Source organism: Kribbella sp. NPDC049174, assembly GCF_043197365.1.
In the GTDB taxonomy this organism is placed as follows: Bacteria; Actinomycetota; Actinomycetes; order Propionibacteriales; family Kribbellaceae; genus Kribbella.
The window spans coordinates 613935-628874 of record NZ_JBICSZ010000002.1 but is presented as its reverse complement, the minus strand read 5'-3'; the positions used below and the strand labels follow the sequence as shown (position 1 = coordinate 628874).

The following is a 14940-nucleotide window of genomic DNA, read 5'->3' as shown; positions in this document are numbered from 1 at the left end:
CCGCGCCGGAGGCGTGGCATCAACACAGTCATGCAGTCATCCTGACACTCGCCGATCGAAAGCCGTCATTCCACCGGGAGCCCGAGGCTCCGGGCGATCAGCATCCGCTGGACCTCCGACGTACCCTCGCCGATCTCCAGGATCTTGGCGTCCCGGTAGAACCGGGTGACCGGGTACTCCTCCATGAAGCCGTAGCCGCCGAACACCTGGGTCGCGATCCGGGTCGCGGTCACCGCGGACTCGGTCGCGTACAGCTTCGCCACCGACGCGGCCTGCTTGAAGTCGGCCATCGAAGCGCCCGCGTCCTTCAACGCCGCCGCCCGGTAGACGAGCATCTCGGCCGCGTCCGCCATCACCTTCAGATCGGCGATCTGGAACGCCACGCCCTGCTTGCGGCCGATCGGCACCCCGAAGGTCTTGCGCTCACCGGCGTACTGGACCGACAGCTCCAGGCACGCCCGGATGCAGCCGAGCGCGACCGCCGCGATCGCGACCCGCCCGTCGTCCAGCGTGGCGAGGAACTGCGCGAAACCCTTCCCGCGCTCACCGAGCAGGTTCGACGCGGGCACCCGGCAGCCGGCGAAGGACAGCGGATGGGTGTCGGAGGCGTGCCAGCCGAGCTTGTCGTACGCCGCCTCGGCCACGAAGCCCGCCGTACCACTCGGGACGATGATCGTGGAGATCTCCGCCTTGCCGTCCGGCTTCTCGCCGGTCCGCGCGGTGACAGTCACACAGGAGGTGATGCTGGACCCGGAGTTGGTGATGAACTGCTTCGAGCCGTCGATCACCCATTCGTCGCCGTCCAGGACGGCCCGGGTCTTCGTCGCGCCGGCGTCCGAGCCCGACTCAGGCTCGGTCAGCCCGAATCCGGCCAGCGTCCGCCCGGCCACCAGATCCGGCAGCCACTGCTGCTTCTGCTCGTCGGTGCCGAAGGTGAGGATCGGGTTGATCCCGAGCCCGACCGCGGCCTCCAGGGTGATCCCCATCGACTGGTCGACGCGGGAGATCTCCTCGATCGCGACGCACAGACTGGTGAAGTCGCCGCCGGAACCGCCGTACTCCTCCGGGGCGGTCAGCCCGAACAGCCCCAGGCGGCCCATCTTCTGCACGACCTCCACCGGGAAGTAGTGCTTGCGGTCCCACTCCGCGGCGTGCGGGGCGATCTCCGCCTCGGCGAAGTCGCGCACACTCTGGCGGAACTCGCGGTGCTCTTCGGACAGTTCGAACATGACGGCACTCCCTCGTGCTTGACGCTTACGTAAACGTAAAGCACGCTGGGGTATGTGCACAATATCCGGGTGCCCGCTCAGACGCAGACCTGGTCGATCGCCGAACTGGCCACCGAGTACGACGTCACGTTGCGCACCATCCGGTTCTACGAGGACCGCGGCCTGCTCACCCCCGAGCGCCGCGGCACCGTCCGCGTCTACCACCCCCGCGACCGGGTCCGCCTAGGGCTCATCCTGCGCGGCAAACGCCTCGGCTTCTCCCTCGACGAGATCGCCACCATCGTCGACATGTACGACGCCGAGCCGGGCGAGGAGGGCCAGCTCGTCTACCTCCTCGACCAGATCACCACCCGCCGCGCCGACCTGGAACAACGCCGCAAGGACATCGAGGAAACCCTCCTCGAACTAGCCGAGGTAGAAGCCCGCTGCCACGCCGACCTCGAGACCCTCCGTACTCACAGGGCGTCCTCGTAGTTCTTCAGGGTGTTGACGAAGAGGGCTCGTTCTTTGTCGGTGAGAGGTTCCAGGGCCTGACGCCAGGCACGGGCGCTTCGAGCCAACCAGTTGTCGATGGCTTCGCGGTGGGCGTCGGAGAGGGTGACGATGGCGCGGCGGCGGTCCGCCGGATCCTCGCGGCGGTCGAGGATGCCTTTGCGGGTGAGTTCACCGACCATCAGGCTGACGGTGGCGGGGGTGACCTCGAGGCGTTCGGCCAGCTCGTTCACGCCGAGCGGGCCGTCGAACAGCAGGTAGGCGAACAGGCTCAGGTGCCGCGGCGCGAGATTGAGGCCGGCCAGCTCGTCCGGGACCTTCATCCGCTTCGTCCGCCCCACCATCCGCGGCATCAGCAGCAACAGCGTGCGGATGCTGTCGTCCACACTTGACATACCTTTGTCTCCAAAACTATTTTGCTTGCAAAGCTAAATTACTCCGCCATCTGCAGAGGGTATGCCTGTGAACGCACAGTTGCTGAACCTGACCACCACCGGCGCCCGCTCGGGCCGGCCGCACACCACGACGGTCGCGTACGCCGAGGACGGCGGCCGGCTGATCGTCTTCGCCTCGAACGCGGGCCGGCCGCAGTCACCCGCCTGGCTGCACAACCTCCGCGCCAACCCAGCCGTCACCGTCGAGGTCGGAGAGCTCAAGTACGCCGCCGCCGCCACCGAAATCACCGGCGCCGAACGCGACCGTCTGTACGCCGAACAGGCCGCCCGTGACCCCGCCTTCGCCGTCTATCAACAGAACACGACACGCAAGATCCAGGTCGTCGCCCTCACCCCGGCCCGGGTCAGCGCCGCCGCCGCACACCTGAAGGAGATCCACGCGGGCCTCCGTGAACAGCTCAACGACACCCTCGCAGCCGTCGACGCCTACCTCGCCGGCAACGGCCAACTCCCCGAAGCAACCAACGACCTCCAACGCCACTGCCTGTCCTTCTGCAGCGCCCTGCACGCCCACCACACCCGCGAAGACGGGGTCTTCCCCACCCTCGCCGCAACCTTCCCCGAACTGAAGCCCACCCTCGACCGCCTCGCCCGCGAACACGAGACCGTGGCCGCCCTCAACACCCAACTCACCGAAACGCTGACCCAACTGACCACAGCACCTTCCCGCGAGGCCGCCGTACACCTGCGCGACAACCTCCACCACCTGGCCGGCGAACTGGAGACCCACTACACCTACGAGGAAGCCCACCTAGGCCCAGCCCTCGACGCCGCCTGACTGTCGATCCACCGTCGAAGCGTTCGCGTAGCCAACGCTCCGGCTCAGACCGCGACAGCTGAGGTGCGCAAAGCCGATTCGTAGCGGTGTAGGGCGAGGTCGGCGATCCGGGGGTCGGCGCCCAAGGGGGCACTGACCGGGCGGGTTGCGGCGATGCGGCGGACGCGGTCGGCGAAGAAGCCGGGGGCCAGCAAGTACGTCGCTACTGCTACTCGGCCAGGTGTGCGCGCCAACACCGAGGTGAGGTGTTCGCCGGCGCCGGAGACGTAGCCAACCTCGACCGGGCGGTCGATCCGGGCCGACAGCAACCTGGCCGTTTCGGTGCAGTCCTGGAGGGCTCTGGGGTCGGAGGAGCCTGCGGCGGCCATGACGACGCGGTCGATCTGGCTGAGGTCGCCCAGGTGGTCGGCCATGACGTCCGCCAGGACTGGGTCGGGGCCCAGGGCAGGCGCGGCGTCGACTCGGCCGGGCCAGCGGTGGACTTCCGCCGCGATGTCGACGTACACGTGATAGCCGCTCGACAGCAGGAGCGGCACCACCACCGCTTGGTTGCTGTCGGCCACCACGCGGCCGACCAGTCCGGGAAGCGCGGGTACGTCGACGTCGACGAAGCCGAGCGATACCGGTACGTCGGGCCGCCGCCGGGCCATCAACCGGACCAACGAGTGGATCTCGCGGATGCCCCGAGGGTCCGCGGTCCCGTGCGCGGCCGCGATGAGGTCGACCGTCACAACGCCACCCCGGCCGTCTCCACGGCCAGGCGGTAGCCGCGCCGCACCACTGTTCGGACCAGTTCCGGCCGGCCGACCGCCGTACGGAGTCTGTTCACCGTGACCTCCACCGCGTGTACGTCCTCAGCTCCAGGAAGCACCGCGAGCAACTCCGGTCGCGACACCACATCTCCACCGGCCGCGACCAGAGCGGCCAGGACGGCGCGCGGCCCCGGACCGAGTGGCAGCACCACTCCGTCCAGGACCGCCGCGCCACCACGAATCACCAGTTGCCCGAACTCCGTCTCGATCGAGCGCGCGTTGTCATCGGTGAGCCGGTCGGTCACGATCCGGATCAATGCGCCGAGCCTGAACCGATCCGGCACCAGCGGCTCCAAACCCAGGTTGTGAAAGGGCACAGCCGTCACCGGCCCCACACACGCGTTCAGCACCCGGCCCGTCCGCAATGACGTGAGCAGACCGTCGTACTGCCCGGACAGCGCGGCAGCGTCGAGCATGGCCTGCGCACCAGGCGCCGACGTGTGCACCACTGCATCCACCGCACCAGAGGAGATCTGCCCGATCATGCGCTCGACCACGACAGGGTCAGGTGCCGGACCCCAGCGATACACCTCCAGCCCACGTACGGACGCCCCAGCTGCCCGCAGCGAGTCCTGAAGTCCGGGATCCGACAGTCCATGGAGTTGTACGACGATCTTCCGCCCGTCGACCCCTTGGTCGCGGAGCCACTCCACCACCTCGGCGGTCGTCTCCGACCGGGCAGACCAGTGCTCGACCAGACCGGCGGCCCGGATCGCGCCCCGGGCCTTCGGACCGCGGGCCAGGATGCGCGCCGACTCCAGCGTGACCAGCAGGTCCGCGGCCAGCCCGGCCGTGTCGGCCGCCTCGATCCAGCCGCGGAAACCGACCGCGGTGGTGACGACGACGTCGTCCGGCGGGTTCGCGATCACCCGCCGGGTCGCCTCGATCAGCGCGTGGTCGTCGGCGACGGGCACGATCTGCAGCGTCGGCGCGTGCAGCACCTTCGCGCCGCGACGCTCGAACGAGGCGATCAGGTCCTCCGCGCGACGGTGCGCGGTGATCGCGATCGCGCAGCCACTGAGCGGCCCGGGCTTACTGTTCACCGAGGTTCACCATCACCTGTCCGTCGACAACCTCCACCGGATACACCGGCAGCGACACGGAAGGGTCGTCGAGGCACACCCCGGTGCGCAGATCGAAGACCTGCTTGAACATCGGCGACGCCACCGTCTGCGCGTCGCCCCGGCTGCCGACGATGCCGCGTGACATCACGTTCGCACCGCTGAACGGGTCCTGGTTGCCGATGGCGAACACCGATCCGTCGTGGGTGCGGAACAGCGCGATCTGCACGTCTCCGATCAACGCGGCGACCCCGCGCTCCGGCAGCAGTACGTCGTACTGGCAGACAACTGTCTGGCTCATCGCAGTGACGCTCATCGGCGTACCTCCAATCGAGGGCCGGCCAGTAGCACCGGCTCCAGCTGTCCGCGCTCCGCCGGGGTAGCCGGCCGCGGCTGGTTGCGCTCGACCACGTACCGCAGGTCGGCGTCGGGCTGGTCCGGGGCGTTCACGAAGGAGACGAACCGAGCCAGCTTGTCGGGGTCGTTCAGGGTCGCGCGCCACTCGTCGACGTAGGCGTCGACGTGCTTGGCCATCGCGGCGTCCAGGTCGGCGGCGATGCCGAGGCTGTCGTTCAGTACGACGTCGCGGACGTGGTCGAGACCGCCTTCGATGTCGTTGATCCAGACCGAGGTCCGCTGCAGCCGATCGCCGGTGCGCACGTAATACATGAGGAACCGGTCGATCGCCTGGAACAGTTCCGCGTCGCTGAGGTCCGAGGCGAGCAGTTCGGCGTGCCGCGGCGTCATGCCGCCGTTGCCGCCGACGTACAGGTTCCAGCCCTTCTCGGTCGCGATCACGCCGACGTCCTTGCCACGTGCCTCGGCGCACTCGCGGGCGCAACCGGAGACACCGAGCTTGAGCTTGTGCGGCGACCGCAGCCCGCGGTACCGCAGCTCCAGCGCGATCGCCATCCCGACCGAGTCCTGTACGCCGTACCGGCACCAGGTGGAGCCGACACACGACTTCACCGTCCGCAGCGCCTTGCCGTACGCGTGCCCGGACTCGAAGCCGGCGTCGACCAGCCGCTTCCAGATCGCCGGCAGCTGCTCGATCCGGGCACCGAACAAATCGACCCGCTGGCCGCCCGTGATCTTGGTGTAGAGGCCGAAGTCGCGGGCCACCTCGCCGATCGTGATCAGGCCTTCCGGGGTGATCTCGCCACCGGGGATCCGCGGGACGACGGAGTACGTGCCGTCCTTCTGCATGTTGGCCATCACGTGGTCGTTGGTGTCCTGCAGGGTCGCCCGCTCGCCTTCGAGCACGTGACCGGCCGGGTCGAGGCTGGCCAGGATGGAGGCGACCACCGGCTTGCAGATGTCACAGCCGCGGCCGGTGCCGTGCCGCTCGACGATCTCGCTGAACGTGCGCAGCTCGGTCACCCGGACCACGTCGAACAGCTCGGCCCGGGACAACGCGAAGTGCTCGCACAACGCCTTGCTGACCTCGACACCGGCCTTGGCCAGCTCGGTGTTCATGAGGTTCTTCACGATCGGCAGGCAGGACCCGCAGCTCGTGCCTGCCTTGGTCTTGCCACACACCGACTTGATGTCCGTGCAGCCTTCGTCCCGGACGGCGCACCGGATCGTCCCGGCCGACACGTTGTTGCAGGAGCAGACCGGCGCGTCGTCGGGGAGCTCCAGCTTGACCGGACCGGCGCCCTCGGGCAGCAGGAACGCCGCCGGGTCCGCACCGAGCTCGCGGCCGACCATCGGGCGGAGGCCCGAGTACGCCGACGCGTCGCCGACCAGGATGCCGCCGAGCAGCGTCCGCGCGTCGTCGGACAGGACGAGCTTCTTGTAGACGCCGGCGATCGGGTCGGCGTAGACGATGTCGAGCGCGCCCTCCGACGTACCGAAGGCATCGCCGAAGCTGGCCACGTCGACCCCGAGCAGCTTCAGCTTCGTCGAGGTGTCCGCACCCGGGAACGTCGCCTCGCCGCCGAGCAGCCGGTCGGCGACGATCTCGGCCATCGTGTAGCCGGGGGCAACCAACCCCCAGACCCGGCCTTCGATACAAGCGACTTCACCGATCGCCCAGACACCCGGCACCGACGTCCGGCAGGCCTCGTCGACCACGACACCGCCGCGCTCGCCGACGTCCAGACCGGCCGCCCGGGCCAGCTCGTCGCGCGGCCGGACACCGGTTGCGAACACGACCACGTCGGCCGGCAGATCGGGACCATCAGCCAGCGCCATCGCCTTCGCGGAACCCTGCGAAGTGAGCTTGACCCGGGTGCACTGCGTCGACACCATCACGTCGACGTCGAGGCTCTCGATCAGCCGGGCCAGCGCCGCGCCGCCGCCCTCGTCGACCTGGAGCGGCATCAGTCGCGGCGCGAACTCGACCACCTTGGTCGCCGCGCCGAGGGCTCGGAGCGCACCAGCGGCCTCGAGACCGAGCAGACCACCACCGACCACGACACCGTGGACGTCCTTGCCCTCGCTCTTCAGCCGCTCGACGTACACCCGCAGCGCGGCCACGTCGTCGACAGTGCGGTAGACGAAACAGCCCTGCGCGTCGCTGTTCTTCACCGGCGGCACGAAGGCCGACGAGCCTGTCGCCAGGACCAGTTCGTCGTACTCGATCCGCTCTCCACGCGTGGTCGTCACGACCTTGGCCGAGCTGTCGAACGACGTGACCTGCACGCCCTTGCGCAGCGTCACGGCGGGGTCGTCCCAGAGCTCCGGGTCGCCCAGTGCGAGGTCGTGCGGGTCGCGGCCGGAGAAGTAGCTGGTCAACGCCACCCGGTCGTACGGCAGCCGCGGCTCCTCGGCCAGCACGGTGATCCGCCACTGGATCTCGGTATCGCGCGAACGCAGCGCCTCGACCAACCGGTGAGCGACCATCCCTCCGCCCACCACCACTACGTGCCGGGCCTTGTTCAGCTCTGTCATCGTCGCCCTCCTGGTCGGAACTGGTTCGGTCTCGCCGCGGCGGAAGCGGTCGAGCAGATCGCCGACGGCGCCGGTGCAACTGCCGCACCCGGTCGTCGCCCGCGTCTTCGCGGCGATGCCGGCGACGCTGTCGGCACCTCCGCGCCAGGCCGTCTCGATCGCGGCCCTGGTGACCCCGTTGCACCGGCAGACGGTGGCCACCTTCTTCGTCGGTACGTCGGGAGCCGCCAGCAACCCGACGGCGGTGACCGGCGTACCCCGGTCCGCCAGCAGCACGAGCTCCGCGGCCACATCGGGCGCACCGACCGCGACGGCCGATCGCACGATGCCGTCCCGCAGTACGGCGCGGACGTACCGTTCGCCGTCCTCGAGTCGCACCACCTCGCCCTCGTCCTCTTTGTTGCCAAGAACAAGCACATCGAGCCCGCCCGCGGTCAGCCGGATGACGTCGTAGTCCGGCGGAGGCGGGGACGGCTCGACCGGACCGTCGCCCCGGCCGGCCAGCCTGGCCGCGAGCGATTCCGCCTGTGACCAGGCCGATGCCACCGTGCCGGTGACGAGGCCGTCGATCTCGGCGCAGTCGCCGATCGCGTGCACCCGCGCGTCGCCGGGACTCGTCAGCGTCCGGTCGACAACGATGCCGCCGGCCGGTCCGATCGGCAGACCGGCGGCGAGCTGCGTGGAGGGCTTCACGCCGCAGGCGACGACGAGCACCTCGCCGAAGACCTGCCGGCCGCCGCGCAACCGCAGCGCCCGGAAGCGCTCGTTGCGTAGATCGGTGCCCTCGAGGGTCGTGTTGAGGAGCACCTCGACACCGAGCTCACGCACCGCGCGGGTGATCCGGCGGCCGGCGGTGAGCCGGATCGTCTTGTCCAGCAGGGTTTCGCCGTCGTGCACCAGTGTCACCGCGACGCCGCGCTCGCGCAGTGCACACGCCGTCTCGACACCGAGCACACCGCCGCCCAGAACGACGGCACGTCGTACCCGACCGGCCTCCTCGACGACCGCGCGGGCGTCGGCCGCAGACCGCAGGGTGTGGATCCCCGGCGCGTCCGGCACACCCTTGGGAAGGATCGGCGTCGCGCCGGTCGCGAACACCAGCCGGTCGTACCCGAACTCGCGACCCTCGACGTCCGTGACCACCCGCCGGGCCCGATCGACCCGGGCCGCGGTCGCCACCGGCTCGGCACCGATGACCGGCTCGGCCGCGCGACCGGCGACGTACTCGGTCAACCTGCCGCGGTTGTACGACCCCTCGTCGCCGAGGACGGTCACGTCGTACGACGGAAGCAGCCCGGCCAGCCGTCGGCCGGCCATGCCACCTCCGATGATCACTACCTTCTCGTTCATGCCGGAACTCCAGTCGCCGGAAGGCTGGCGGCTGTGACTTCGACGGCACAGGCCTTGAACTCCGGCATCCGGGACACCGGGTCGAGAGCGTCGTTGGTGAGCTCGTTGACCGCGCCGGCGCCGCCGTAGTGGAACGGCACGAAGACCGTGTCCGGACGGACGTCGGCGGTCACCCGGGCCGGCAGGACCATCGAACCGCGCGCGGTGCGCAGCCGGATCGGGCGTCCGTCGGCGATCCCCAGCTGCGCGGCCACCCGCGGGTGGATCTCGGCGAACACCTCGGGCTCGGCCTCGTCCAGCTCCGCCACCCGGCGCGTCTGGGCGCCGCTTTGGTAGTGCTGCAGCAGCCGGCCGGTGATCAGGTAGATCGGCGCCGCCGCGTTCAGGTCGTCCGCGACCGGCCGGTGGTCGACCGGGACCACATGCGCGCGGCCGTCCGGCGTACTGAAGGAGTCCGCGAACAGTCGCGGCGTACCCGGGTGGCCCTCGGCCGGCACCGGCCAGAACAGCGCCTCGCCGGCGTCGATCCGGTCCCAGGTGATGCCCGAGTAGTCGGCCTTGCCGCCCTTGCTGGCGAGCCGCAACTCCTCGAACACCTCGGCCGGATCGGTTGGGAAACCGTCAGCACTGCCGAGCCGGCCGGCCAGTCCGGCAAAGACCGCCAGGTCGCTGCGGACCTCACCCGGCGGCTCGATCGCGGCCCGACGGCGGATGACGCGGCCCTCGAGCGAGGTCATCGTGCCCTCCTCCTCGGCCCACTGCGTGACCGGGAAGACGACATCCGCCAGCAGAGCAGTCTCGGACGGTACGACATCTGCCACCACCAGCAGGTCCAGCGACGCGAGCCGCTCCCGCACGGACGCGAGGCGCGGTGCAGACACCAGCAGGTTGCTCCCGTGAACGAGCAGGGCCTTCGGGCCGTCCTCCGTACCGAGCGCGTTGATGAGCTCGACAGCGCTCTTACCCGGCCCGGGCAGGCTGTCTGCCTCCACACCCCAGACACCCGCGACATAGGCCCGTGCAGCCGGGTCGGCGATGCTGCGGTAGCCGGGAAGCTGGTCGGCCTTCTGACCGTGCTCCCGGCCGCCCTGCCCGTTGCCCTGACCAGTGATGCACCCGTAGCCGCTACCGAGCCGACCGGGCAGTCCCAGCGCCAGAGCCAAGTTGATGCAGGCCGTCACGGTGTCAGTGCCCTTGCTGTGCTGCTCAGCGCCGCGACCGGTCAGGATGAACGCTCCGGCGCCTCCGTGCACGGGTGCCGCGGCAGCCAGCGCCCGCGCTGCCCGCCGGATTGTCGCGGCCGGTACGCCGGTCACGCGCTCCGCTCGCTCGGGCCACCAGGAGGCGGTCGTGCGGAACAGCGTGTCCGGGTCGTCGGTGCGCTCGGTCAGGTACGCCGTGTCGGCAAGACCTTCCTGCAGTACGACGTGAGTCAACGCGAGCACCAGGGCCAGGTCGGTCCCCGGCGTCGCCTGGAGGTGGATACCGGCGCCGTCCTCGGTCAGCGTGGCGGTCGCCGTACGGCGCGGGTCGACGACCAGAAGCCCACCCGAGTTCCGTACGCCTTCCAGATGCGAGACCGCCGGCGGCATCGTCTCGGCGATGTTGCTGCCGACCAGCAGGACGGCGCCGGCGCCGGCCACGTCGGCCAGCGGGAACGGCAGCCCTCGGTCGATCCCGAAGGCGCGGTTCGTCGCGGCCGCCGCGGACGACATGCAGAACCGGCCGTTGTAGTCCACGTTCGCGGTCTTCAGCGCCACCCGGGCGAACTTGCCCAGCGCGTACGCCTTCTCGTTGGTCAGCCCGCCGCCACCGAAGACGGCGATCGCGTCGTTGCCGTGCGCGGCCTGCAGCGACCGGATGCGATCGGCCACGAAGTCGAGCGCCTCGTCCCAGCTCGTCTCCACCAGGTTGCCGGCCGCGTCCCGGACCAGCGGCATGGTGAGCCGGTCCGGCACCGTCAGCACCTCGGCAGCGGTCCAGCCCTTGCGGCACAGCCCACCCTTGTTGGTCGGGCCACCCTGATAGCTCTGAATGGCCCGGGGCCGCACCTCCACTGCACCCGGCCGGTCGACCGGGTGCAGGGAGGTGGCGCACTGCAGGGCGCAATACGGGCAGTGGGTGGGGACTCCCCTCACACGCGCTCCCGGCTGAGCGGGCCACCCTTGCGGAGGTAGCAGAAGTAGGTCACGGCCAGGCAGACCACGTAGAAGCCGCAGAAGACGTACAACGCCGGGATCAGCGAGCCGAAGTTGCTGGTCGACATCGCGAATCCACGCGGGACCAGGAAGCCGCCATACGCACCGATCGCGGAGGCGATCCCGATACAGGCCGCCGCCTCGCGCTTGGCCCGGCCCGGGTCGTCCGCCGTGGTCAGCCGGAACACCGCGGGGATCATCCGGTACGTCGACCCGTTGCCGGCGCCGCTGGCGACGAACAGGACCAGGAAGCTGAGCAGGAACGCGGTGAAGCTGCCCGCGTTCAGCGACACGATCGCCGACAGGATGCCGACGCCCATCACCACGAAGGCGCAGACCGTCACCCAGGCGCCGCCGAGCTTGTCGGACAGCTTCCCGCCGAACGGGCGGGCGACCGAGCCGACCAGGGCACCGAGGAAGGCGACGTGGGACACCGTGATCTCGGGGAAGCTGGTCTTGATCAGCAGCGGGAAGGCCGCCCCGAAGCCGATGAACGAGCCGAAGGTGCCGATGTAGAGGAACGAGATGATCCAGGTGTGCGGCCGCTTCGCCGCCGCGATCGAGGTGCGGAACGAGGAGTTCGCGACGGAGAGGTTGGCCATCACCTTCCAGGCCAGGAAAGCGGCCAGCAGGATCAGCGGGATCCACAGCAGGCCGGCCCGGTCCAGCGACAGCCCGGCACCGAGCACGATCACCACCGGCACCACCAACTGGACCACGGCGACGCCGAGGTTGCCGCCGGCCGCGTTGACACCGAGCGCGAAGCCCTTCTCCTTCTCCGGGTAGAAGAACGAGATGTTCGTCATACTGCTGGCGAAGTTGCCACCGCCGACACCCGCGGTCGCCGCGACCAGGGCCATCAGCGCGAACGGTGTGTCCGGCTGGGTCATGAAGTAGGACAGCCCGATGGTCGGGATCAGCAGCAGCAGCGCGGACACGATGGTCCAGTTCCGGCCGCCGAACCGCGGTACCGCGAACGTGTAGGGCAGTCGCAGCGTCGCACCGACCAGGCTCGGCAGCGCGACCAGCCAGAACAGCTGGTTCGTGCTGTAGGTGAAGCCGGCCTTCGGCATCGAGACGACCACGATGCTCCACAGTTGCCAGACGGAGAAGCCGAGGAACTCGGCGAAGATCGACGGCCACAGGTTGCGCCGCGCGACCGCACGGCCCTTCTCGGCCCAGAATGTCGCGTCCTCCGGATCCCAGACATCGATCCAGCGCCCGCGCCGCGGCGCCTCGACAGTCCCCACCGCGCCGCTTCCGTCGCGGGTGGTGACGTCCGGTCGTGCCTCGAGCGTCATCGTTAGTCTCCGATCATCCGACCTCACTGATTAGGCCAGGACGCTATGACCGGGGTGTTTCCGAGTAGTCATCTTGTTGTTACGCCGCCGAAACGGCTCCCGCACACCCGCCGCCGGGCAGTGAGAGAAGAAGCCCGGCCGCTGGGTACTGTGCGGGTACCGAGGGCGAGGGGACAACGTTGAAACAGACTGAGCAGACCACCGAACAGGCAGGTCTGGAGACTGGGGAGACCGGCCGGGGCGGGCGGTCCGGTGGGCGCTGGGCCTGGCGGGCAGGGATCGCCGCCGTACTGATCGCCTGGCTGGTGCTGGGGTCGCTGGGCGGCCCGACAGTCGGGAGATTGAGCGAGGTTCAGGAGAACGACAACGCCAATTTCCTTCCGAAACAAGCCGAATCCACGCTGGTCAGTAACGAGTCCGCCAAGTTCGTCGACTCCACCGCGCTGCCGTACTTCGTCCTGATCCAGCGCGACGAAGGCATCACGCCGGCCGACCTGGCCAAGGCCAACGAGTTCCTCGCCAAGGTGCCGACGCTCGAGCTCGGCAACGGCAAGACGATCGGTGACTACCTGGCCGCGCCCGCCAAGACGGTGATCCCGTCGGAGGACAAGCAGGCGCTGTTACTCACCGTCGAACTGGACGGCGACCGCGCCGACGAGGTGGTCACCGAAGGCGAGACAGTACTGTTCGCCGTCGCCGACGCGATGCGGACCGAGATCAAGCAAGACCTCACACCCACTGGTCTCAAGGTGTACGTGACCGGTCCGGGCGGGGTGTTCGCGGACTTCGTCGTCGCGTTCGGCGGGATCGACGGAATCCTGCTCGGCGTCGCGCTCACGGTGGTGTTCGTCATCCTGCTGATCGTCTACCGCAGCCCGATCCTGCCGATCGCGGTGCTGCTGACCGCTGTCTTCGGTCTCGCCCTGGCCGCGCTGGTGGTCTATCCGCTGGCGAAGAACGGCGTACTCGAGCTGAACGGGCAGAGTCAGGGCATTCTGTTCATCCTGGTCGTCGGGGCCGCGACCGACTACTCGCTGCTGCTCGTCTCCCGTTACAAAGAGGAGTTGCACGACTACACCAGCAAGTACGACGCGATGCGGATCGCGTGGCGGGCCTCGATCGAGCCGATCGCGGCCAGCGCGGCGACCGTCATCCTCGGTCTGCTCTGCCTGCTGCTCTCCCAGCTCGGCAGCACGAAGGGACTCGGTCCGGTCGGCGCGATCGGTATCGCCGGCGCGCTGGTCGCCTCGATGAGCTTCCTGCCGGCGATCCTGCTCGCCTTCGGCCGGCGGATCTTCTGGCCGTCCATCCCGCGGGTCGACCACGTGCACGCGCGCGACCAGGTGGGTGGCCGGCGCCTGTGGGGACGCGTGTCCGGGCTGGTCGGTCGCAGTCCGCGCAAGGTCTGGGCGATCACCGCGCTCGCGCTGCTGGGCTGTGCCGCGTTCCTTCCGACCTTCAAGGCCGACGGCATCTCGCAGGAGGACCTGTTCCTCGACAAGGTCGAGTCCGTCACCGGACAGGAGGAGCTCGCCAAGCACTTCGACGCCGGCGCCGGTACGCCGGTCCAGATCCTCACCCCGGTCGCCCAGGCCGACCAGGTGGTCCAGACCGCCGCGCAGGTCGACGGTGTCGGCACGGCGTCCGCCTCGGTGGCACCCGGCGTACCGCCGAAGGTTGTCGACGGCAAGGTCCTGGTCCAGGCCACGCTGGAGGTGGCGGCCGACTCGCCAGAGGCGACCAAGGTGGTCGAGCACCTGCGGACGGACCTGGACAAGGTCAGCCCGGACATCCTGGTCGGCGGCACCACCGCGATCAACCTGGATGTGCTGAACGCCAGCGAGCGGGACCTGCGGGTGATCATCCCGGCCATCCTGGCGGTGATCTTCGTCGTCCTGATGCTGTTGCTGCGCTCGGTCGTGGCGGCCGTGCTGCTGGTGGTCGCGAACGTCGTCTCGTTCGCCGCGACCGTCGGGGTGAGCGCGCTGATGTTCAACCACGTGTTCGACTTCCCCGGCGCCGACCCGAGCATCCCGCTCTACGCGTTCGTCTTCCTCGTTGCCCTAGGCATCGATTACTCGATCTTCCTGATGACCCGGGTTCGGGAGGAGTCGCAGGAGCAGGGCACCAGACCGGGCATCCTGATCGGCCTGGCGGTCACCGGCGGCGTCATCACCTCGGCCGGCGTGGTACTCGCGGCCACCTTCTCGGCGCTCGCCGTACTGCCGATCCTGTTCCTGGTCCAGATCGCCTTCATGGTCGCCTTCGGCGTCCTCCTCGACACCACCGTGGTCCGCTCCCTCCTCGTCCCCGCCCTCGCCTACGACATCGGCAAGAAGGTCTGGTGGCCGAGCAAGCTGTCGTCCTAA

The 14940-nt window shown here is 69.3% G+C and carries 11 protein-coding genes; 3 read left to right on the top strand and 8 right to left on the bottom strand.

Annotation, left to right across the window (positions count from 1 at the left end):
* Positions 1-65: 65 nt before the first annotated feature.
* Positions 66-1229, bottom strand: coding sequence for an acyl-CoA dehydrogenase family protein (locus tag ACGFIF_RS13505; protein ID WP_393154542.1), 1164 nt, complete (start codon positions 1227-1229; stop codon positions 66-68).
* A gap of 69 nt (positions 1230-1298) precedes the next feature.
* Here ACGFIF_RS13505 and ACGFIF_RS13500 point away from each other — a divergent pair, with 69 nt between their 5' ends.
* A complete protein-coding gene (locus tag ACGFIF_RS13500) occupies positions 1299-1703 on the top strand; it encodes a MerR family DNA-binding transcriptional regulator (protein ID WP_393154541.1) in 405 nt (134 codons plus the stop codon).
* Here ACGFIF_RS13500 and ACGFIF_RS13495 read toward each other — a convergent pair.
* Positions 1685-2116 carry a MarR family winged helix-turn-helix transcriptional regulator gene (locus tag ACGFIF_RS13495; protein WP_393154540.1) on the bottom strand — a complete coding sequence of 144 codons (432 nt, stop codon included), beginning with the start codon at positions 2114-2116 and terminating at the stop codon, positions 1685-1687. The genes ACGFIF_RS13500 and ACGFIF_RS13495 overlap by 19 nt on opposite strands.
* A gap of 61 nt (positions 2117-2177) precedes the next feature.
* On the opposite strand from ACGFIF_RS13495, the gene ACGFIF_RS13490 reads away from it, so the two are divergent.
* Positions 2178-2954 (top strand): nitroreductase/quinone reductase family protein, encoded by a 777-nt coding sequence (locus ACGFIF_RS13490; RefSeq protein WP_393154539.1) that lies wholly within the window; start codon positions 2178-2180, stop codon positions 2952-2954.
* A 44-nt stretch (positions 2955-2998) separates the two neighbouring features.
* Here ACGFIF_RS13490 and ACGFIF_RS13485 read toward each other — a convergent pair whose 3' ends face one another.
* From ACGFIF_RS13485 to ACGFIF_RS13460, 6 genes are read right to left on the bottom strand one after another with little or no spacing between them, the layout of a single operon-like run.
* Complete coding sequence (locus tag ACGFIF_RS13485; RefSeq protein WP_393154538.1) at positions 2999-3685, bottom strand: sirohydrochlorin chelatase; 687 nt, start codon at positions 3683-3685, stop codon at positions 2999-3001.
* Positions 3682-4809: a uroporphyrinogen-III synthase gene (locus ACGFIF_RS13480; protein ID WP_393154537.1), complete on the bottom strand. Its 1128-nt coding sequence runs from the start codon at positions 4807-4809 to the stop codon at positions 3682-3684. Before ACGFIF_RS13480 ends, ACGFIF_RS13485 begins: the two co-directional genes overlap by 4 nt.
* Positions 4799-5128, bottom strand: a complete 330-nt coding sequence (gene nirD / locus ACGFIF_RS13475) for a nitrite reductase small subunit NirD (RefSeq protein WP_393154536.1) — start codon at positions 5126-5128, stop codon at positions 4799-4801. Before nirD ends, ACGFIF_RS13480 begins: the two co-directional genes overlap by 11 nt.
* Before the next feature lie 11 nt (positions 5129-5139).
* Complete coding sequence (gene nirB / locus ACGFIF_RS13470) at positions 5140-9072, bottom strand: nitrite reductase large subunit NirB (RefSeq protein ID WP_393154535.1); 3933 nt, start codon at positions 9070-9072, stop codon at positions 5140-5142.
* Positions 9069-11210, bottom strand: coding sequence for a molybdopterin oxidoreductase family protein (locus ACGFIF_RS13465; RefSeq protein WP_393154534.1), 2142 nt, complete (start codon positions 11208-11210; stop codon positions 9069-9071). Before ACGFIF_RS13465 ends, nirB begins: the two co-directional genes overlap by 4 nt.
* On the bottom strand, positions 11207-12571 hold the full coding sequence (locus tag ACGFIF_RS13460; RefSeq protein ID WP_393154533.1) for an MFS transporter: 1365 nt from the start codon (positions 12569-12571) through the stop codon (positions 11207-11209). Before ACGFIF_RS13460 ends, ACGFIF_RS13465 begins: the two co-directional genes overlap by 4 nt.
* Positions 12572-12750: 179 nt before the next feature.
* Between ACGFIF_RS13460 and ACGFIF_RS13455 the strand changes: the two genes are divergently transcribed.
* Entirely contained in the window at positions 12751-14940 is a 2190-nt protein-coding gene (locus tag ACGFIF_RS13455; protein WP_393154532.1) for an MMPL family transporter, read from the top strand.